Origin of the sequence: Salinibacterium sp. NG22 (assembly GCF_015864925.1) — a bacterium.
Taxonomy (GTDB): Bacteria; Actinomycetota; Actinomycetes; order Actinomycetales; family Microbacteriaceae; genus Rhodoglobus.
The window spans coordinates 1-20243 of record NZ_JADYWG010000002.1 but is presented as its reverse complement, the minus strand read 5'-3'; the positions used below and the strand labels follow the sequence as shown (position 1 = coordinate 20243).

The 20243-nt window shown below is 61.4% G+C and carries 21 protein-coding genes and 1 other RNA gene; 12 read left to right on the top strand and 10 right to left on the bottom strand.

The genetic code is table 11. From position 1 onward, the window contains the following. Positions 1-43: 43 nt before the first annotated feature. Complete coding sequence (locus I6E81_RS09745; RefSeq protein WP_231604123.1) at positions 44-1378, bottom strand: PHB depolymerase family esterase; 1335 nt, start codon at positions 1376-1378, stop codon at positions 44-46. A 225-nt stretch (positions 1379-1603) separates the two neighbouring features. Further along, complete coding sequence (locus I6E81_RS14560) at positions 1604-3337, bottom strand: InlB B-repeat-containing protein (protein ID WP_197107257.1); 1734 nt, start codon at positions 3335-3337, stop codon at positions 1604-1606. Positions 3338-3556: 219 nt separating this feature from the next. On the opposite strand from I6E81_RS14560, the gene I6E81_RS09735 reads away from it, so the two are divergent. The 7 genes from I6E81_RS09735 (at position 3557) to I6E81_RS09705 (ending at position 8938) form a co-directional block, all read left to right on the top strand. Further along, complete coding sequence (locus tag I6E81_RS09735) at positions 3557-4603, top strand: Gfo/Idh/MocA family protein (protein WP_197107256.1); 1047 nt, start codon at positions 3557-3559, stop codon at positions 4601-4603. A gap of 85 nt (positions 4604-4688) precedes the next feature. After that, entirely contained in the window at positions 4689-6551 is a 1863-nt protein-coding gene (locus I6E81_RS09730; protein WP_197107255.1) for a BCCT family transporter, read from the top strand. Between the two features lie 113 nt (positions 6552-6664). Continuing rightward, positions 6665-6862, top strand: a complete 198-nt coding sequence (locus I6E81_RS09725) for a hypothetical protein (RefSeq protein WP_197108612.1) — start codon at positions 6665-6667, stop codon at positions 6860-6862. Next, a complete protein-coding gene (locus I6E81_RS09720) occupies positions 6862-7275 on the top strand; it encodes a TadE/TadG family type IV pilus assembly protein (RefSeq protein ID WP_197107254.1) in 414 nt (137 codons plus the stop codon). Before I6E81_RS09725 ends, I6E81_RS09720 begins: the two co-directional genes overlap by 1 nt. Further along, entirely contained in the window at positions 7250-7702 is a 453-nt protein-coding gene (locus tag I6E81_RS09715; RefSeq protein ID WP_197107253.1) for a hypothetical protein, read from the top strand. The genes I6E81_RS09720 and I6E81_RS09715 overlap by 26 nt, the downstream gene beginning before the upstream one ends. Beyond that, positions 7702-8145 (top strand): Tad domain-containing protein, encoded by a 444-nt coding sequence (locus I6E81_RS09710; RefSeq protein WP_197107252.1) that lies wholly within the window; start codon positions 7702-7704, stop codon positions 8143-8145. The genes I6E81_RS09715 and I6E81_RS09710 overlap by 1 nt, the downstream gene beginning before the upstream one ends. 139 nt (positions 8146-8284) lie before the next feature. Beyond that, complete coding sequence (locus I6E81_RS09705) at positions 8285-8938, top strand: SDR family oxidoreductase (protein ID WP_197107251.1); 654 nt, start codon at positions 8285-8287, stop codon at positions 8936-8938. Here I6E81_RS09705 and I6E81_RS09700 read toward each other — a convergent pair. Together I6E81_RS09700 and I6E81_RS09695 are read right to left on the bottom strand one after the other, a co-directional pair. After that, positions 8928-9569, bottom strand: coding sequence for a LysE family translocator (locus I6E81_RS09700; protein WP_197107250.1), 642 nt, complete (start codon positions 9567-9569; stop codon positions 8928-8930). The genes I6E81_RS09705 and I6E81_RS09700 overlap by 11 nt on opposite strands. Positions 9570-9633: 64 nt before the next feature. After that, positions 9634-10890: an MFS transporter gene (locus tag I6E81_RS09695; protein ID WP_197107249.1), complete on the bottom strand. Its 1257-nt coding sequence runs from the start codon at positions 10888-10890 to the stop codon at positions 9634-9636. 98 nt (positions 10891-10988) lie between these two features. On the opposite strand from I6E81_RS09695, the gene prfB reads away from it, so the two are divergent. The 4 genes from prfB to smpB all read left to right on the top strand — a co-directional run bounded on the left by prfB (position 10989) and on the right by smpB (position 14539). Then, a complete protein-coding gene (gene prfB / locus I6E81_RS09690; protein WP_197107248.1) occupies positions 10989-12095 on the top strand; it encodes a peptide chain release factor 2 in 1107 nt (368 codons plus the stop codon). Between the two features lie 140 nt (positions 12096-12235). Further along, entirely contained in the window at positions 12236-13051 is an 816-nt protein-coding gene (gene ftsE / locus I6E81_RS09685) for a cell division ATP-binding protein FtsE (protein WP_197107247.1), read from the top strand. Continuing rightward, positions 13048-13965 carry a permease-like cell division protein FtsX gene (gene ftsX / locus I6E81_RS09680; RefSeq protein ID WP_197107246.1) on the top strand — a complete coding sequence of 306 codons (918 nt, stop codon included), beginning with the start codon at positions 13048-13050 and terminating at the stop codon, positions 13963-13965. Before ftsE ends, ftsX begins: the two co-directional genes overlap by 4 nt. 94 nt (positions 13966-14059) lie before the next feature. Next, positions 14060-14539, top strand: coding sequence for an SsrA-binding protein SmpB (smpB, locus tag I6E81_RS09675; protein ID WP_009771737.1), 480 nt, complete (start codon positions 14060-14062; stop codon positions 14537-14539). A 46-nt stretch (positions 14540-14585) separates the two neighbouring features. On the opposite strand, the gene I6E81_RS09670 is transcribed toward smpB, so the two are convergent. Together I6E81_RS09670 and I6E81_RS09665 are read right to left on the bottom strand one after the other, a co-directional pair. After that, positions 14586-15257, bottom strand: coding sequence for an SIMPL domain-containing protein (locus I6E81_RS09670; protein WP_197107245.1), 672 nt, complete (start codon positions 15255-15257; stop codon positions 14586-14588). Between the two features lie 2 nt (positions 15258-15259). Further along, a complete protein-coding gene (locus I6E81_RS09665; protein WP_197107244.1) occupies positions 15260-15532 on the bottom strand; it encodes a glutaredoxin domain-containing protein in 273 nt (90 codons plus the stop codon). 167 nt (positions 15533-15699) lie between these two features. On the opposite strand from I6E81_RS09665, the gene ssrA reads away from it, so the two are divergent. Beyond that, positions 15700-16074: a transfer-messenger RNA gene (gene ssrA / locus I6E81_RS09660) on the top strand. Between the two features lie 37 nt (positions 16075-16111). Here the strand turns inward: ssrA and galK are convergent. From galK to I6E81_RS14490, 4 genes are all read right to left on the bottom strand, one after another. Beyond that, positions 16112-17290, bottom strand: coding sequence for a galactokinase (galK, locus tag I6E81_RS09655; RefSeq protein WP_197107243.1), 1179 nt, complete (start codon positions 17288-17290; stop codon positions 16112-16114). Beyond that, on the bottom strand, positions 17287-18396 hold the full coding sequence (gene galT / locus I6E81_RS09650; protein WP_197107242.1) for a galactose-1-phosphate uridylyltransferase: 1110 nt from the start codon (positions 18394-18396) through the stop codon (positions 17287-17289). Before galT ends, galK begins: the two co-directional genes overlap by 4 nt. Continuing rightward, positions 18393-19385, bottom strand: a complete 993-nt coding sequence (gene galE / locus I6E81_RS09645) for a UDP-glucose 4-epimerase GalE (protein ID WP_197107241.1) — start codon at positions 19383-19385, stop codon at positions 18393-18395. Before galE ends, galT begins: the two co-directional genes overlap by 4 nt. A 126-nt stretch (positions 19386-19511) precedes the next feature. After that, the gene (locus I6E81_RS14490) at positions 19512-19997 is read right to left on the bottom strand and encodes a GNAT family N-acetyltransferase (protein ID WP_197107240.1); all 486 of its coding nucleotides are present in this window, start codon (positions 19995-19997) and stop codon (positions 19512-19514) included. Positions 19998-20243 lie beyond the last annotated feature (246 nt).

Here is a 20243-nt window from a genome sequence, read left to right as displayed (position 1 = left end):
TCGTTCTGGAGACACTCTCCCTGAGCGTCAGCGCGGTTCAGTGCTAGCCGCAGCTAGTCGTTTTCGTCCAGCTATTCGCGGAGACCTGCGAGAGGCTCGTGATGGTCGAGTCACCCTGGCCGAGGTAGCTCAGCGACCCTTTCGCGTAGTACGGGTTGTAAGGATTGACCCCGTAGGCAAATGCGCGCCCGGCCGCAGCATGTTGAGCGTTGGTGGCGGTGAAACACGTCGCAGGATCCGGCGTGGGCGTGGGCGTGGGCGTGGGTGTCGCTGTAGAGGTCGGTGTTGGCGTGGGCGTCGGGTCCGGATCTGGCGTACCAGTCCGGTCGACGCGGCGGTTGTTGTCGAAGAAGAACTCGGTCACGTACGCCGGGTAGTCAAGGCTATTGGCGTTGATGTACGTTCCTCCCGTGCCTGCGCCCGCTGGCCAGTTGTGGCCGAGGTTCGAGTTCTGAATCACCGAAACCCGTGGCCCCGCGGCATCCGAATAAAGCGTGCCCGAGCCAGCAGTGTTGTTGCCAGCTAAGCCGCTCAAACTAAACGTTGACGTGCTGGATGCCCCATAAATGCCGGCCATGATCTGGCCGTTCAAGGTGTTGTAGCCGGTCGAGACGGTGGAGTCATTGCTGCCGTAAATCACCGAGGTGAGTTGTGTGGAGAAAGCCGCAGTGTTGCCGCTGCCGAAGGTGGTGCACGTGTTCGTACCCTGCGCCTTCGACACTGCGACACTCGAGATCTGGCCCGACGTGGTGCCCACCGTGGGGCCCGCATTGATACCCATGCCCGCAAAAATGTCGGGGGCGAGGCATCCCATCACCATGGTTTCTCCGCCACCGGATGACAACCCAGAAATATAGACCTGGTCGGCATCGATGCCGAGAGAAGCACGCGCGCTCAACGTTGTGGCGAGGTTCAGCAGATTGTCATCGTGCCGCGCAGGGTTGCTGCGGGAGTGATTGGAGTCGTAGTAGTCCCAGCAGCCGAACACGACGCCACCGTTGGGCGCATCGGGGAGGGCGACGATCATTCCGTAGTCTTCGGCGGCGGCCACCCAGTTGGCGTTCGCTTGGAAGTCGCTCGCTTTCTGGGCGCAGCCGTGGAGGCTGATCATGAGGGCGCGTCCGGCCGGCAGTTCGGCGGCAGTGGATGGCGTGTAGATACGAGTGCTCATCCCGGCAACCGTTTCGGTGGACCACGTTCCCGGAACAGCGTTGGAGCCGCCGGGATCGGACGAGTTGCTGCACCCCGGCAGCATCTCGAAACCGGGTGGACACGTGATCGCTTGGGCCGCGAGTGGCGCTCCGGCCAGCGTGGCGCTGACGAGGGCGAGAGAGGCGAGTACTGCCGGGATGGTGAGCCGGCGTTTAACAGTGGACATTCGGAATACCTCCGCACGTCGCAATGCGGTCTTCGCTCCGTGCGTCATTGCGCGGATGTCCCGGCCGCATTGCGCGCCGCGACAAAAGCGCGACGCTGACGGCAGCCGCCGTCGAGCGACGCACCGTCAGAATCACCGTACAGTGAAACCTGAATCATGTCTCAGGTTTTCCACAAGTTGCGTTACTGGGAACGCAGCGCGGGTTCGCGGGGGACTCGTGTTGCGCTATCGCTGCCGGGCGGTGACGCGTCGGCGAAGCACGAGGAGGGCGAAGCCGGCCACGAGCAATGTTGCACCTACGGAGAGGTGGGGCGCTAACGCAAAACCTGTAGCGGCGAGCGTGACGTCAGCGGTGGGGGCGCCACCGGTCGCGGGCACTTCTGTCCACGTCGCGGTTAGCGTCAGTGGCGTGGTCACCGGGGTGGTGAAGTCGTAGGCGGCGCCGCTGACTGTCCAGCCGGCGAAGGTGTAGCCGGTGCGGGTGGGGTCGGTGGGTGCGCTGAGGGTGTCGCCATCGGAGACTGACGCGTCTGCTGTGGTTGTTCCGTTAGCGGCATCGAAGCTAATGATGTAGCTGGCGGGCACTTCTGTCCACGTTGCGGTCAGCGTCAGTGGCGTGGTCACCGGGGTGGTGAAGTCGTAGGCGGCGCCGCTGACTGTCCAGCCGGCGAAGGTGTAGCCGGTGCGGGTGGGGTCGGTGGGTTCGGTGAGAGTGTCGCCGATGGCAACAAATGCGGTGTCGGTTGCCGTTCCGCCGGCCGCGTCGAAGGTCGCGATGCGCACGAATTCGACACTGATCTGACCGCCGGAGCCAACAGTGGCGGTAGCGGCCGTATAACCGATCCCTGCCGGAGTCGTGGAATTGGTGATGAGGGCACCGTTCGGGTCTCCACCATTAGTAGCTGCCCCTGGTGCGCCGATGCCATGAATGTCGAGTACTCCAGAGGAGAAGCTGTTCTGGCCGCCGCCGATGCCTGCGCCTGAGTTGTCGCCGGTAGCGGTGGTGGTGCCTCCGGTGAGGATGGTGGTGCCGCCGTTGCCCTGATATCCGCCGCCGATGCCCGCGCCACTGCCGCCTCCGGTTGCGTCTAGCGTGCCACCGCTAACGGTCGTGGTGCCGCCGTCGCCTTCCTGGCCGCCGCCGATGCCTGCGGCCGCGAAGCCTCCGATCGCGCTGATGGTGCCGCCGCTCTGAGAGGTGGTGCCGCCGTTGCCGTTAAGGCCGCCGCCGATGCCTGCGCTTCTGTTGCCGCCGGTTGCGGTGATGGTGCCGCTGTTGGTGGTGGTGCCGCCGTTGCCGTTAAGGCCGCCGCCGATGCCTGCGCCGTGGTAGCCGCCGGTTGCGAGGATTGTGCCGCTGTTGACGATGACGGAGCCGCCGTCGCCTTCCTGGCCGCCGCCGATGCCTGCGCCGTGGTAGCCGCCGGTTGCGGTGATGGTGCCGCCGTTGACGGTGGTGGTGCCGCCGTCGCCTCCGTCTCCGCCGCCGATGCCCGCGCCGAAGCGGCCGCCTTGTGCGGTGATGGTGCCACTGTTAACGATGACGGAGCCGCCAGCGTTGCCTTCATTGCCGCCGATGCCCGCACTGTACCGGCCTCCGGTTACTGTGAGCGTTCCGCCGCCGGGGGCAACGATGGTGAGCGTGGAGGTGCTGGGAACCTCAATCGCCGCCAGAGAGTCAGGGACGTCATTGTTGACGGTGAGGTCATGCCCGTTGAGGTCAAGCGTGATCGATTCGCCCGGTTTGACCGTTATTGACCTGCCTGCCGGAGCAACGATATCGGCAATGAGTTTCACGGTGCCGCCATCGGACGCGTAAGCGAACGCGTCTGGCATGCCGCCCCAACTGTTGACGAGGTACGTTGCGGCGGCGTTCGCTGGCAGTGCGCCGGCGAAAGTCAAGGCAAGCGCAAGGGCGACAGCGGTAATGCTGGGCAAGATTTTAGGGCGAGGAATCACGATAGTTCTCCGGTTGGTCGGGTGGAGGAGCTGCAGGAGAGGTAATCCCAAGCACAAAGGGCTGACGCTAGCAGAAGCAGTCCTAGCCCCGGGTCGTTCGGGCGGAGATCGCTCTTCTGGGCGCCCACTTCGGAGGCCAACTGCGCACATGGGCCTACGCCTGTTCGAGTCCTAGACTGGTCGAGGCCTGCGCCGCCGCAGTCCTCCCCAACGAGAAGGATGCTTGTGTTCCCCACCACGTTCCCGGCCCCGATCATTCCCGCAGCAGACTCCGTTCCGGCACTGCGCTGGGGCATCATGGCGCCCGGTGGAATCGCCGCGACGTTCGCGGAGGCGGTGCACGCACACACTGAGCAGAAGCTCGTGGCCGTGGCATCCCGCAGCCTTGATCGTGCCCAAGACTTTGCGAACACCTGGGGCATCGAGAAGGCCTACGGCGACTATGCCGAGCTGTTGGCCAACCCCGACGTCGACGTGATTTACATCGCCGCGCAGCAACACGTTCACCGCGATCTAGCGCTGCAGTCGATCGCCGCGGGCAAGCACATTCTGGTGGAGAAGCCGTTCGCCATGACCGGTGCCGAAGCGCGCGAGATTGTGGCCGCAGCCCGGGCCGCCGGGGTGTTCGCGATGGAAGCGATGTGGACTCGCTACCTGCCCCAAACCTCAATCATCAACCAACTTGTTGCTGACGGAACCTTGGGCGATATTCACCTCGTCACCGCCGACCACGGCCAGCACATTCCTGAGGGGCACCGGGTTCGCTCGCTCGACAGCGGGGGAGGAGCCCTGCTCGACCTCGGCATTTACCCGATCGCCTTCGCATCACAGATTCTGGGCGCACCTTCTGCCGTGCACAATGTGGGGTCGCTCATCGAGAGTGGGGTGGATGCTCAATCTCTCCTTACCCTCAGCTATGCGAGCGCGGCTCAGGCCCAGCTCAACACCACGTTGCTCGCGCGCACCCCCATCACGGCATCCGTCGCCGGCACCGAGGCGCTGCTGGAGGTCGGCAACGGCTTCTTCACGCCCACTTCGCTGACGCTCTCAAAGCCGGGCTTCAACGGCGAATCAATTCACTGGAAAGACGAGACCGGAGTAGTTGGCCACCGCGGTCTCAGCTACCAGGCAACGGCGCTCGCCGGATTTGTGGCGCAGGGGCTCACTGAGTCGCCGGTGCACTCGCTCGACGAAACCGTCGCGATTCTCGACACCATTGACAGCGCCCGCTGGCAGCTCGGTTACCGCTTCCAATCGGAGCAGTAGCGCGAAAGAACCCTCGTCGCAGTGTGATTTACGCGCAATCGCTCTGTACTGTTGATGCAGCAATTGCCACGCGATCGGAGATCTCATGACCGCAGAATCGACAACCCCCACAGAGACTGATCTGCCGCAGAGACCTATAGCGACGCGGATGCTCGCCCCCTGGGTTTTCTGGCCAGCAGCAGGGCTGATCATCGCGATCACGGCGTTCTCGATCATCGCTCCGAATCTCGCGAACGCGGTCTTCACGTCGCTGCAGTCGAGCGTTATCAACTCTTTCAGTTGGTATTACGTGCTCATCGCGGCCTTCTTTGTGGCCTTCGCGCTGTATCTGGGGTTTAGTCGCTACGGCGATATTAAATTGGGAAAGGATGACGACGAGCCTGAGTTCTCGATGATCGCCTGGATCTCCTTCCTGTTTGCCGCGGGCATGGGCATCGGCCTCGTTTTCTATGGTGTTGCCGAACCGCTCAGCCATTTCGCGAACCCGCGTCCTGGTGTTTCGGGCACGGAGATTCAGCTCGCCCAGCAGGCGATGAGTCAAACGTTCTTGCACTGGGGTGTGCACGCCTGGGCTATTTACGTGGTGGTCGGCCTCGCCCTCGCGTACGCCATTCATCGTCGCGGTCGCCCCATCTCGATACGCTGGACTCTTGAGCCGCTGCTCGGCAAGCGCGTTCGGGGCGGCTGGGGCAACCTCATCGACGTCATCGCGCTCGTCGGTACCGTGTTCGGTGTTGCTACGTCTCTCGGTCTCGGCGTGCTTCAGATCTCTGCCGGTCTCGAAAAGACTGGCATCGCCGAATCGAACCTCACCACCCAGATCTCCGTCATCGTCGTCATCATCGCGTTCACCATCCTGTCGCTGGTGTCGGGTATCGGCCGCGGCATGAAGTGGCTCTCCACTACTAATCTCCTGCTCGCTGCGGTGCTTTTGGTATTCCTCCTGATCGTCGGTCCCACGGCGTTCCTGTTCCGCGAGTTCGTTCAGTCCATGGGTAACTATCTCCAAGGCTTCATCGGCCTCGCTTTTAACGTCAGCGCCTACCAGGGCGATGCTGGCGAACAGTGGCAGGCAGGCTGGACCACCTTCTACTGGGGCTGGTGGATGTCGTGGGCACCGTTCGTTGGCGTCTTCATTGCGCGGGTGTCAAAAGGTCGCACCGTGCGCGAGTTCGTGGGCGGCGTCATGCTCGTCCCGACCGTGCTTACCTTTCTCTGGTTCAGCGTTCTCGGCGGAAATGCCATCTACCGTGAGCTCTACGGTCAGGGCGGGCTCGTCGCCGCAGATGGATCGGTGGATGCCGATTCGGCGTTATTCGATCTTCTCGCGGGGTTGCCAGCGGGAACCGCTCTCACATTCGGAGCGATCCTGCTTATCGGCATCTTCTTTGTCACCTCGGCGGATTCTGGTGCCCTCGTGATGTCGATGATCGCAACCGGTGGCTCGGCAGAACCACCCAAGCGCATCCGGATCTTCTTCGCGCTGCTTGCCTCATTCTTGGCAATCGCTCTCCTGGTGACAGGGGGGCTGCAGACTTTGCAAACGGCGGCAATTCTGTCTGCATTGCCCTTCAGCGTCGTGATGCTCATGATGTGTGCAGCCACGGTGACGGCGTTCAGCCGAGAGCGGCGTGCCTACGATCGCGCTCAACGCGCTCAGTTCGTGGACCAGATTGGCACGTTCTATGGCCTCGAGGTCGAAGAACCGCTGCTTCGCGAACCCGTGCACCCCCTTCGCGCGGCACTCGATCGCCTCCGCAAGAAAGCCGCGCAGTCTGGCGGCGGAATCTCGCAGGTCACCGAAGACGCGATTCTTGCCGACACCGGATTGGTATCGCCTGACAACATCGCGCAGGCAGACGCCATCGTCGAAGACGAGGTCGAGCGGTTGCAGGCGCTGCAAGCCGAGTTGCAGGACAAGGCAAAGCGAGACGCGCCCGAAGAATAGCGAACGGGGGAGCGGCCCGCGCGGGGAGTCGCGCCGCGTCGTCTCTGGTTAGTCGCTCCCGCTCGTTGTGGAAAATCTTTACGCACAATTGTGTTTCGCTCAATGATTACAGAGTGAAATCATCTCAATTCAATCTGAAGAGCGGGCTAACCCGAAGCACCCGAGCGCTCACGTCAGAGCGAGGAGACGTACCGGGCTGGGTGCTGATTACTCTCATGACCGCAGGTCTTGTGGTCATTATTTGGGGTCTTGCGGGTCCAGCACTCAGCTCGGTTTTTGAACAGGCAATTGATCGCGTCACCGGCTTCTAATGCGTGCGCGCTGGCGCGAACGCGGCAGACGGCTAGGCGCTGACGAATCCGGGTCCGCCGTGGTGGAGTTCGTTCTCGTTTCGGCTCTGCTGACGGTGTTGACACTCAGTGTCATCCAGCTGGCTCTTGCCCTGCACATCCGCAACACGGTGTTGGATGCCGCGGCCGAGGGTGCGCGCTACGCCTCCCTTGCCGACACCTCGTTGGGCGATGGCGTCACTCGCACTCGTGACCTCATCTCAACCGCGCTGTCGCCCGGCTATGCGTCGGAGGTGAGCGCAAGCACCACATCCCACCTCGGGCAACCCGCCGTGCTCATCACCGTACGAGCTCCGCTCCCGCTCTTTGGCCTTATCGGTATTAGCGATGGCTTGGAGGTGTCGGCCCATGCGGCAATCGAGCAGGTTCGCTGATGAACGGGGTTCGTCATCCCTGGAGTTCATTACGGTCGGCATGGTGATGCTCATCCCGCTCGTGTATCTGGTGCTCACGATGTCCGCGATTCAGTCCGCAGCTCTTGCCGCTGAGGGCGCTGCCCGCCAGGCGGCGCGTGTGTTCGTTCAGGCTGACACTCTCAGCGAGGCAAACGCGGCGGCGTCGCGCGCGGTCGAGTTCGCCCTCGACAATCACAACGTGGATGCCGCAAGCGCGGCGGTCACCATCTCGTGCGCGCCCGATCCCAGCGATTGTCTTTCCCGCCACAACTTCGTCACCGTGCAGGTGGCAATTGCTGTGCCGCTCCCGCTGGCGCCGCCGGTCTTGACTGGGTCATTTCCTCTAGAGGTGCCGCTCGATGCGGCCGCAACGCAGCAGGTTTCTCAGTTTGCGGGGTCGCGCTAGTGAGCCGGCGCGATGGGCTGCGCGACGACGATGGTTCTGCACTCCTGCTCACCATCTTCTATGGCTTCCTCTCTCTCGTGCTCATCTTTCTGGTGGTCGCGGCAACCTCGCTCTATCTGGAACGCAAACGACTCTTCACACTGGCGGATGGCGCTGCTCTCGTCGGAGCAGAATCCTACGATCTCGACGATGTGCTGCGAACGCCCCAGGGGTTTCGCCCGCAATTGACGCCCACCAAGGTCGCGGACGCGGTGGGGGAGTATGTCGCTGCCGCCCCGACCGCAGAGTTCGACGGGCTCACCATCGAGCAAGCGACGAGCGTCGACAGTTCCAGCGCGACGGTCTCGCTGTCTGCCTATTGGAAGCCACCGTTCGTCTCGCTCTTGGTCCCGGAGGGGCTGCGTATCGAAGTTACGGCTAACGCTCGCTCGGTCTTTTCGTAGCGTTCTCTGGAGGTCGGTCGCGAGCACACCGCAATCCTCCAGCCCGCGATCACACTCCACCCAGCGAACAGGGAGTTTCGATCCGTAGCGTGGATGGTGCGCTTTTCGCAGGCGCATCACCGAAGCAAAGGAGTTAGCCATGAAACGAATCGCTATCGTCGGGGGCCACGGCAAGATTGCCCTGAGTCTGGCCGAGCTTCTCACCTCTCGCGGTCACCACGTGCACTCGTTGGTCCGCAAGCCTGAGCAGGAGGCTGACATCAGCGCCACGGGCGCCATGCCCGTCATTGCAGACATTGAGGCACTCAGTGCCGAAGAGCTCTCTGAAGTCTTTACGGGACACGATGTCGTTGTGTTCTCGGCGGGCGCTGGTGGGGGGAGCCCCGAACGCACCTATTCAGTTGACCGTGACGCGGCCATCCGCACCATGGATGCTGCTGCCCACGCGGGCGTCAAGCGCTACGTCATGGTCTCGTACAAGGGTGCCGGTTTTGACCACGGTGTTCCCGAAGACAACGCTTTCTTCGCGTATGCAGAAGCAAAGGCTGCTGCCGATGAACACCTCCGCACGGGCCCCCTTGAGTACACCATCGTCGGCCCGGGTTCACTCTCGAGTGAACCAGCATCGGGCATGATCGGCGTCGGCGATGACGCCACCGACGAGCACACGAGTCGCGACAACGTGGCCCGGGTTCTCGCCGAAGTGATTGATGCCGACAACACCATCGGTCAGACCATCGAGTTCACTGATGGGTCGACCCCGATTCCGGATGTTATTGCCGCTATTGCTTAGCATGCGGGATAAATAGAGATCCCACTCCCAGCGCAATCAACGCCACCCCACCGGTTGCGCTGAGGGTGGTGATTCTCTGCGGTGAGCGCGCGAACCAGTCGCGCGCAAAACCGGCAGCGATCGCCCACGACGTGTCTGTCACCACAGCAATCGCCATAAACAGCAGCCCCAAAACGAGCAATTGCAGTTGCACGTTCCCGGCTCCGAAGCTCACGAACTGCGGCAAAACAGCGACGAAAAACACGGTCGCTTTGGGATTCGTGATGCCGACAACGAAACCTTGGCCGAAGATGCGCCAGCGTGACTGTGGGCGGGGAGCTGCGTCATCCGTTGTCGTGTGAGCGTTGCGGTGACGAATCGCTTGAATACCGAGGTAAATCAGGTAGGCGGCGCCGAGGTATTTCACGACGGTGAACGCAATAACGGATTGCGCGATGATCGTGCCGACGCCAAAGGCGACGGCGAAGACGAGAGTGACGCCGCCGGTGGCATTTCCCAGCGAGCTGATGATGCCGCCGAGCTTTCCGAGCGAAAGCGAACGCCCGATCAAGAACAGCACACTAGGCCCGGGAATCAGGATGATCGGCAGCGCGATGAGCACGAAGGCAATCAGGTTGCTGTTCGGGATCATTTCGCCAGTCTAGGGCTCCGGGCTCGCCGGAGAAGACCGGCTGGTACCGGCTAGATCTCGGTGCCTAGCGCTGCGGTTTCGTGATGTAACGCGGCACGTACCGCACCATGATTCCGGCGCCGATGAGACCGAGTATCCCGACAGCCCCCGCAGCGAAAGAGATGGAGGCCACAGCCGTAATCCCCGCGATAAGCAGGGGAGAGGATGCTTGGCCGACGCCTCCGGTAAAGCGCCAGGCTCCGAGGAACGGGGCGGGGTTGGCTTGCGGAGCAAGGTCGGCACCGAGGGTCATCAGGATGCCGCTTCCCAAACCGTTCGCGAGCGACAGGAACATGGCGGCGAAGATGAACCAACCCACGTTCTGCGCTGAGTCGTGGGTTAAGGAGAGCACGAGGTGGCCGATGCCAAGGCCGACGAGGGAAGGCACGGCGGTCCAGAGTCGGCCGAAGCGGTCCATGATCTGGCCGCCCGTGTAGAAGAGGGCGAAGTCCACAGCACCGGCGATGCCGATGATGATGGCGGTGTTGGTGTCGGCGAGCCCAATGCTGACGGCCCACAGCGGCAAGATCACCTGACGACTCGCGCGCATTGCTCCGATGACGGCGGCACCAAGCCCGAGGCGTGAGAGCAGCGCACGATTGCGGCGCACGGTAGCGAAAAGCCCGTGCGATTCCTGCTCTACAAGCGCTTCACCGTCACGCAGTGTGCGGTTGTTGATGCGGGAAGTGTGTACAGCGCCGAAGGTCGTTGCTGGGTCGGGAAGGAGAAGGAGCACCGCGGCGGCGGCTAGTGCTGCCACAACATGAATCCAGAAGGCAGCAGTCACGGTACCGGTGAGGTGAATGACCCCGGCCGAGATGAACGGTCCGATGAAGACGCCGAGCCTGAAGGTTCCGCCGAGTGTCGAGAGTGCGCGGGCGCGATAGGCAACGGGAACGAAGCTCGTGAGAAAAGCATGTCGTGCCAAAGCAAACACGGCGGCGGCAAGGCCGAGCAGCAGCACACCGAATCCGAGTGCGACGGGGTTGGGGGCGAGAATCGCGATCACTACTCCGATGATGGAGAGTGCACTCGCGCCGATCATGGCCGGGCGTTCGCCAACCCGGGAGATGAGCCATCCGCTCGGGATGTTGCCGAACAGTTCGCCGATCGTCAGCACTGCAGCAACAAGGCCAGCTATCGCGAGGGTCGCTCCGAGGCTGTCGGCAGCGATCGGAATCAGCGGGATGATGGCGCCTTCACCGATCGAAAAAAGCAGTGTCGGCAAGAGAACGGGAAGCCCGATCGAGCGCCAGCTAAAGGGTTGTCCTGTTGTGCTCATCGCCGTCCATAATATGTCGTGCGGGCCAGAGGGTGCGTGCGAACGGGAACTCGGCCAACAGGTGTCGCGTGGGGTTCGCGGGTAGTCTGGTTGGTGACATGGATGAACTGGACTTTTCTGACGACATCGCGGCGCTTCGCTCCACCTTTGCGGACATTCGCCAGGTGGTCGACACCGACCGGCTCACGTCGGAGATCGCACGATTGAGCGAGGCGGCTGGTGCCCCCGATCTGTGGGATGACACCGATAAGGCGCAGAAGGTCACGAGTGACCTGAGCCACCGCCAGGCTGAGCTGGCCAAGATCAATTCCATTTCGAGTCGCCTTGACGATCTCGAGATCATGGTCGAGTTGGCCAACGAAGAGAGTGACGATCAGGCAGCGGCGGATGCTCGCACCGAACTCAGGGGCATCAAGAAGACTCTGGGTGACCTCGAGGTGCAAACCCTTCTCAACGGTGAGTTTGATCAGCGACCCGCTGTCATCACCATTCGCGCGGGAGCCGGTGGCGTCGACGCCGCCGATTTCGCTGAAATGCTGTTGCGCATGTACTTGCGGTACGCCGAGCAGCACTCGTATCCCACACGCGTGCTCGACACGAGCTATGCCGAAGAAGCCGGCATCAAGTCGGCCACGTTCGAGGTCGACGCTCCCTTCGCTTTCGGAACGCTCAGTGTCGAGGCTGGCACGCACCGTCTGGTGCGCATGAGCCCGTTCAACTCGGCAGGCAAGCGCCAGACGAGTTTTGCCGCGGTCGAAGTTGTTCCTCTTATTGAGACGACGGATGTTGTCGAAGTTCCCGAGAACGACATCCGTGTCGATGTCTTCCGGTCTTCCGGCCCCGGTGGCCAGTCGGTTAACACGACGGACTCCGCGGTGCGCATCACTCACTTGCCCACGGGAATTGTGGTGAGTTGTCAGAACGAGAAGAGCCAGATTCAGAACCGTGCTGCCGCCATGCGGGTTTTGCAGTCGCGGCTGTTGCTGCTGCAGCGTGAGCAAGAAGCGGCCACCAAGAAGGAAATCGCGGGTGTCATTACGGCGAGCTGGGGCGATCAGATGCGCAGCTACGTTTTGGCGCCGTATCAAATGGTGAAAGACCTCCGCACGGAGTTTGAGGTCAACAATCCTTCGAATGTGTTCGACGGTGACCTTGACGGTTTCATCTCGGCCGGAATCAAGTGGCGCAAGCGCACCATCGAATAACCACGACCGCCCGGTTTACCCGGGGCGCCACTGTTCCGTCTTTCGGTGCCGGTGTGCCCTGAACTGGGCCACCCTGTGAGTACGTGCCTGCGGTGCGTCGCTGCCGAGTTCTTGGGCACGGCTCCTTAGGCTGGCTCCAAATGATTCGTTTTGATTCTGTTTCGAAGTCGTATCCGGGCACGACACGACCGGCGCTGAACTCTGTTGACCTTGAGATCCTTAAGGGCGAGTTCGTGTTCTTGGTTGGCGCATCTGGCTCGGGCAAGTCGAGCTTTTTGCGGCTGATCCTCAAAGAGGAGAACCCCACGAAGGGTTCCATCCACGTGCTCGGTCAGCACCTGAATACGCTGTCGAGCCGCAAGGTGCCCTATTTCCGTCGCAACCTTGGTGTGGTCTTCCAAGACTTCCGCCTGCTGCCCAACAAGACGGTCTTCGACAATGTGGCGTTCACGCTGCAGGTCATCGGCAAGAGCCGGGGTTTCATCCAGGAGGCTGTTCCGGATGCTCTCAAAATGGTCGGTCTTGCCGGTAAATCGAATCGTTTTCCTCATGAACTTTCGGGTGGTGAGCAGCAGCGTGTGGCGATCGCTCGCGCTGTAGTGAACAAGCCAGCCATCATGCTTGCGGATGAGCCGACCGGAAACCTTGACCCGGCTACTGCTGCGGGAATCATGACGCTCCTCGAGCGCATTAACCTTGGCGGCACGACCGTGCTGATGGCTACCCACGATGCCGGCATCGTCGATCAGATGAAGCGCCGAGTGATCGAACTCATCGGCGGTCAGATTGTGCGCGACGAACTTCAGGGTGGGTATCAAACCCAGACTGTTCCGACTCAGGGGCGTATTCCGCATCCTGCTGCGAGCAAGCCAACGAGCGCCGCGCCGACTGCGACCCAGTCTCCGGCGCGCCCGATGACGTCGCCGTCATCTCAGGGTGAGGGGCTCGACGCATGAGGCTCGGACTGATCTTAGGAGAGGTCGGCAGCGGACTGCGCCGGAACCTCTCGATGGTGGTCTCCGTCGTTCTGGTGACCTTTATCTCGCTCACGTTCGTGGGCGCATCCATTCTTCTGCAGATGCAAATCGGGCAGATGAAGGGCTACTGGTACGACCGTGCGCAAGTGGCGGTCTACATGTGCACCGAGATCGATACGACCGGCAATTGCACCCTGGCTGAGGCGACTGAAGATCAAATCGCGTCGGTGCAGCAACAGCTCGATTCGCCGACTCTCGCGCCGTACATCAACGAGGTCGAGTTCGAGACGCACGAGCAGGCCTACGAAAACTTCAAGGAACAGTTCGCTGACACGACGTTCGAGGGCATCATTACCCCGGAGTCGTTGAACGAGAGCTTCCGGGTGAACCTCGTCGATCCCGAGCAGGCCGATGTGCTCATCGAGAGTCTGTCTGGGCTTGCGGGAGTCGAGAGTGTCGAAGATCAGCGGGCCTATCTGGAACCGATTTTTGCCATTCTGAACGCCGCTAGTTACACCGCGATTGGGGTCGCTGGTCTGATGCTGGTGGCTGCGGTGCTGCTGATTGCCACGACCATCCGGCTGAGCGCGTTCTCTCGACGGCGAGAGCTCGGCATTATGAGACTCGTGGGTGCGTCCAACAGATTCATCCAGACGCCATTCATCCTTGAGGGTGTTTTCGCCTCGTTGATCGGGTCAGTCCTCGCAGGCGGTGCGATTGTCGCGATCGTGCAGTTCTTCGTTCGCGGCTATCTGGCGTCAACGCTTCCCCTCAATACAAGCCTGCTCGGAATGGAAGAGGCGCTGCTGGTCGTGCCCATTCTCATCGTCTCCGGCGCTGCGCTTGCTGCGGTATCCGCCGGCGTCGCGATCAGTCGTTATCTCAAGGTGTAGTCGCCGGGCCACTCTCGCGCTAAACTGGTCTGCTGCACTGTCGGCATCCGCCGTAGCATTGCAGCATCCAACGTATCGAAGAGAGAAGTGAACCATGCCCAAGGAAGGTGACCGAAAGGTTGTTGCCAGCAACCGTAAGGCGCGCCACGACTACAGCATTGAAGACACCTTTGAGGCTGGTCTTGTGCTGTCGGGTACTGAGGTCAAGTCTCTGCGGTTAGGGCGCGCCAGCCTGATCGATGGCTACGGCTATATCGACGACCATGCTGAGGCGTGGTTGGATGCGGTGCATATTCCTGAGTTCTTCCAGGGGTCGTGGAACAATCATCCTCCGCGTCGCAAGCGCAAAATGTTGCTGCACAAAGAGCAGATCCTGAAGATTCACAACAAGATCAAGCAGGGCGGCTACACGCTCGTTCCCTTGTCGATCTATTTCTTGGATGGCCGCGCCAAAGTTGAGCTCGCTGTTGCCAAGGGCAAGCGCGAGTATGACAAGCGTCAGACGCTGCGTGAGCGCCAAGACAAGCGCGAATCAGACCGGGCGATTTCGGCCCGCAAAAACATGGGGGAGTAGCGGAACTTCGTTTCCGCTCTCGTCTCTGTACCCGTTTCCACGCCCGTTAGCGTGCGCTGAACCGCGCCTCGACGCGTGCCGAGATCGCGATCTTCTCGGGGTTGAGCGTCAGCTGGGCACCATCCGAGGGCGCACCTGACATCCGCATGGCTGCAGCGCTGGCAAAGCGATCGTGATCGCCTGCGGGACCGACGTGGTCGAGCATCCCTGGATCCGCAATGGCGAGAGCGGTTACCTCGGTGAGCCCCACACTCGCTGCGTACTCGTGTGCCTTGGTGAGGGCATCCGTAACGGCAAGGCGTCGGGTGTGTGCGTGTGCGGCACGAGTGGATTCTTCGGTGAGTTCCCACTCGACATACTTCACCGCAGTGTTGTCGACCGCACTGACGTATTCGATGAAGAGTGCGAGCGCGTCAAAGTCCTTGAACCGCGCGATGTAGTCGATCGCGGCGGAGTGCACGAGCGGCAGTTGTTGGCCGGCGTTATTCCACGGCCGTTGGGAGGTGACGCGCACGGTGTCAGATGACCACCGCGTAATTGCACCATCGTTCGAGGCGAGCTTGGCGAGGAGGGCATGCACCCGACTCGACGACTGCAGTGCAGCATCGAAGACCTCACTCCGGTCGGGACCGTCTATCGATACCGCCAGATGCACGATGCCGCGTTCGGCAGGGTGCCACGATTCATGCTCGCCTCGAACAGTGATGACGAGGGACATTGTTAGATGGCGCCGAGTTCTTCGAGCTTGGCCTTCAGCTCCTTGTCGCTGGGCTCCACTTGGAAGGTTCCGTCAGTGAAGTGCACGACAGGAATGTTGAGGCGGCCGCTGATGGCGTGGGCGCGATCTGCTGCCGTGGGATCTTTCTCCACATCGACTTTTTCCCAGTCAATGTTCAACGAGTTGAGAAGTGCTTCGGAGCGCACGCAGTCGCGGCACCAGTCTGCGCCAAACATAGTGATTTTGGCGGGGAGGGCTTGAGTTGTATCGGTCATGAACCAAATCTACTTCGCCGATACTGGATGCGGGCGTTGCGTTCGCTGGCAGCGTTCGCTGCCTGGGTGCAGGGCTGGCTACTGCGCCGAATCCGACCTACACTAGAGGGCTACCTGTTCATTAGGTAGCAATTGATAACTCCACAGCGCGACAACGACCCACACGGGGGGATGATCGGTTTCGACATTGCCTGCAAAACTGTGAGAAGCGGGTCGAGAATGCAGCCTTATCTCGTTAACGATGACTGCAAACTATAAGTGCCAATTCAAAGCGCACTGACTTCGCCCTCGCTGCCTAAGCGAGCGCACTAAAGAAGTCCGTCAGGCCGGGAATGCTCTCTACCCGGATTCTGGCGCAATTTAGAGAGATTGCTGCGTAGTTACGCCTGAGGGCTACGTGGGACTTGCACTCTGGCTGGGCTTGTTGATCTAGGTGCTTGTGGCAAAGATCAGAGCCGAGTAGAACGTCTGCACAAGATACACCCGTAGAAGGCACAGAATTACAGCAGTGGACGGGGGTTCAATTCCCCCCATCTCCACCACCGGTCGTTGTCGCGTTGTGAGTTTCAGAGACTCTGCCTAGTTGGCATCGTTCCGTTCTGCTCCCTGAGAGGGAGTCACGGTAAACGTCATGGGTTCGGTGAATCCGCGGGCTGCAAAGGCTTCCTTCACCGCGACTTCGACTTCTGACACTCGGGCGTGCGGAACGAGAGCGATTGCTGCTCCGCCGAAGCCTCCTCCGGTCATCCGTGCTCCAATCGCGCCGTGTTCGCGTGCTGTTTCGACGGCAAGATCGAGTTCGGGGATGGAGATTTCGAAGTCGTCGCGCATCGACACGTGCGATGCATCAAGCAGCGCACCAATGGCGAGCGGGCCTTCTTCGTTGAGGGCGCGAACGGTGTCCAGCACGCGCTGATTTTCGGTGACCACGTGACGGACTCGGCGGAACGTCACATCGTCAAGAATTTCTTGAGCGCGTTCCAGATCGGCGACGCTCACATCGCGCAACGACGAAGCACCCAGGGCGGCAGCGCCAGCTTCGCAGGATGCACGGCGTTCGGAGTAGCCCCCGGTGGCGTGAGAGTGCGAGACGCGTGTGTCCATCACGAGAATGCTCAATTCCGCTGGTGCAAGCCCGAGCGGTACGACCTCGACATCAAGGGAGCGGCAGTCGAGAAACACTGCTGAATCTGTAGCGCCTAAGAGAGACGCAGACTGGTCCATGATTCCGGTGGGGGCGCCGACGACTTCGTTTTCGGCGAGCTGCCCTACCTTCGCCAGTTGCTCGCGCGAGAATCCGAGCTTCCACAGGTCGTTGAGGGCTAAGGCTACGGAGCTTTCAATTGCGGCCGACGACGACAGGCCTGCGCCGACGGGCACGGTGGAATCGATGAGGATATCGACGCCCGGCACACCGTTCAGGTCGGCGCCGTGTTGGCCGAGGGCCCAGGCAACGCCGAGCGGGTACGCGCTCCAGCCAACGATTTCACCCGCGGAACGCGTTGCGTCGAGTCCAGAAAGCGGAACCTCAATTGACGTGTCATCGAACGTGCTGGTGACGCGGATGACGCCGTCGGCGCGCAGCCCAACGGCGGCGCGGGTGCGGCGATCGATAGCGAACGGCAGCACAAAGCCTTCGTTGTAGTCGGTGTGTTCACCGATGAGATTGACGCGGCCCGGTGCTGACCAGACCCCGTCCGGCTCGTGTCCGGTTAGTTCGCTGAATCGTTTGCGTAGCTGCTGCACTGTGTCGCTCATGCTCGTTCGATTGCCTTTCGGATGTTCTCGGCTGCGGCCTCTGGAGTGACGTCAGCGATCCAGGCGCCCATTGCCGATTCGGAACCGGCAAGGTACTTCAGTTTGTCTGCCGCGCGTCGGGGCGAGGTCAGTTGGAGGTGCAGGCGGAAGGCGTCGCGCGCACGGTTCACGGGTGCCTGATGCCACGCCGCGATGTAGGGCGTGGGGGTGTCATAGATCGCATCGATTCCACGGAGCAGTTTCAGATACATTGTGGAGAGTTCGTCGCGTTCTTCAGTGGTTGTTGCAGCGAAGTCAGGAATCTGGCGGTGTGGCAGCATGTGCACTTCGATGGGCCAGCGTGCCGCAAACGGCACGAAAGCGGTCCAATGCTCTCCGCTCAGCACGACGCGGTCGCCCGCGCGTTCGAAGTCGAGGATGCGCTGAAACATGTCGGGGCTGGTGCGATCAATCGCATCCAGAGTTCGCTGTGTTTTGGGCGTGATGTACGGGTACGAGTAGATCTGCCCGTGTGGGTGAAGCAGTGTCACGCCGATCGCTTCTCCGCGGTTCTCGAAGGGGAAAACCTGCTGCACGCCGTCGAGTGCCGAGAGCGCCTCGGTCCGATCCGCCCACGCTTCAATAACGGTGCGAGCGCGGCTCGGGGTTTGAGTGCCGAACGATCCTTCGTGGTCGGGGCTAAAGCACACCACTTCACAACGCCCGATGGAGCTGCGGGTGCGGCCGAGGCCGAGGTCGGCAAGGTCGTCGAGCCCGGTCGGGCTGTTTTCGCTTCCGGCGAGGTCTGGCCCGAATGATGGCGAACGGTTTTCAAAGACCGCCACGTCGTAGAGTGCGGGAACCTCTGACGGATTCTGGGGAGTTTGTGGCGCCAGCGGGTCTTGATCTGCGGGCGGGAGGAAGACTCGGTTCTGTCGGGCCGCGGCCACGGAGACCCATTCTCCCGTGAGGATGTCTTGTCGCATCGTCGCGGTAGCCGGTCGAGGGTCGAGCACCCGGCTGTCGACCGATCGCTCCTCGCCCAGCGTGGTGTCGGCGTCGTCGAAGTAGATGAGCTCGCGACCATCGGCAAGAGTTGTCGGTCGTTTGGTGATCTTCGAAGTCATTCTGCACTTCCCTGGGTAGCGCTGTCATTGTCGGCGCGAAGGCGAGCATCCCAAGCACTTCGAACCATTTCTTCTGCGGTGTGCCGCATTTTCCAGTCGAGGTCGCGGGCGGCAAGGTCACCATTAGCAACGATGCGGGGCGGGTCGCCGGGCCGACGCGGTGCGATCTCCGGGGTGAAGTCGATTCCGGTGACGGTCGCGATAGCGGTCATGATCTCTGCGACGGAGAGTCCGTTTCCGCTGCCGAGGTTGTAGGCAGGCTCGATTGATTCATGAGCGTCAAGCCGGCGGGCGGCAGCGACGTGGGCGGCGGCGATGTCGGCAACGTGTACGTAGTCGCGCACGTTGGTGCCGTCTGGCGTGGGGTAGTCGGTGCCGTTGATCCGCGGTGTCTTACCCGTGACGAGTGCTTCGAAGACAAGGGGGAACAGATTATGGGGGCTCGTGTCGTAGACAACGGGGTCGCCGGAACCGACGACGTTGAAGTAGCGAAGCGAGGTGTGCCGCAGTCCAGTGGCAACGGCTTCGTCGCGCAATAGCCATTCGCCGATCAATTTTGATTCTCCGTAGGGGGAGAGGGGATCTTTCGCTGTGTCTTCGGTCACCAGATCGACATCCGGTGTCCCGTACACGGCGGCACTCGAGGAGAACACGATTTGGTCGATCTTCGATTCCTGCATTGCTTCGAGTAAGGCGAGTGTGCCGGTGACATTCTGTGCGTACGTGTGGAGCGGCCGCTGCACGGAGACGCCGGCGTACTTGTAGCCAGCAACGTGGATGACGCCGGTTACGTCGTGGGCGGCCATCGTTTCGATGAGTGCATTTTTGTCTCGGATGTCGGCCTGCACGAATACGGCGTCCTGCGGAATGAATCGCGTGAACCCACTGGAGAGGTCATCAACGATCACTGTTTTCATTCCGGAATTCAGTAGCGCGCGAGCTACGTGGGCGCCGATATAGCCGGCGCCGCCCGTTACCATCCAAGTCATTGCAGTCCCTTGCGTTGAAGCAGCGGTGGGGCCGCGAATGCAGCTCTACACCCTGTGATTGTCCAATAATATGATTATTGGCGTGTTGCGTCTAGTCGCCACGAGGTCCGCGGGGGAGTGTCTTCGCTATGAACGAGCGAGTCGGAGTTCGCGGATGTTCGGATTGAAATCCATTTCGCGAACGGTGCCGTCGTACATGAAGCGGTTTCTGGCATAAAAGGCGCGAGCGCGCGGATTCTGTTCAAGCACCCAGACGCTTGCGGCTGCGCCTCCCAGCACTGCGTCGATCAACGACTGGCCTGCGCCCGTGCCATGAGCACTGGCGAGAACATAGATCATGGCGAGCTCTTCGGAGGGCAGATCGGGGTCATCGCGATTGTGGTGCGCCTGGGCGAATCCGATGATGTGGGAACGAACCTCAGCCACCACTGTTGTCGTGTTCGCGTCGGTGAGGAGCTCGTTCCACATCGCTTCGCGTCGCTGCCGAGCCTCATCGCTCCAGGCTTGTTCAGGAAACAATCCGGTGTAGGTCTCTTTCCAGGATTGCGTATGCACGCTAGCGAGCTCTTTGGCGTCGTCGAGCCGTGCGGCTCGTGTGGTGAAACTGGGCACGAAACCATCTTTGCGTACGCACACGTCTCGAGGGTGCGGCTCGCGAAAAAGGTGGAGAGAGTCGGATGTGGCGAGGGCCTGTGCATCAGGGCACGGCGAACGAGGTTGGTGAGTGGTGCACATCCCCATGTTTCAGGGGGTGCAACGGTGCGACGCGCCCGGGATGCACGCGGTGTTGGCGAGGGGGGCAAAATGCACGTAATGTTTCCTCTTGTCACCCCAAAGGTGCGGAAGTCCCGGGCAGTT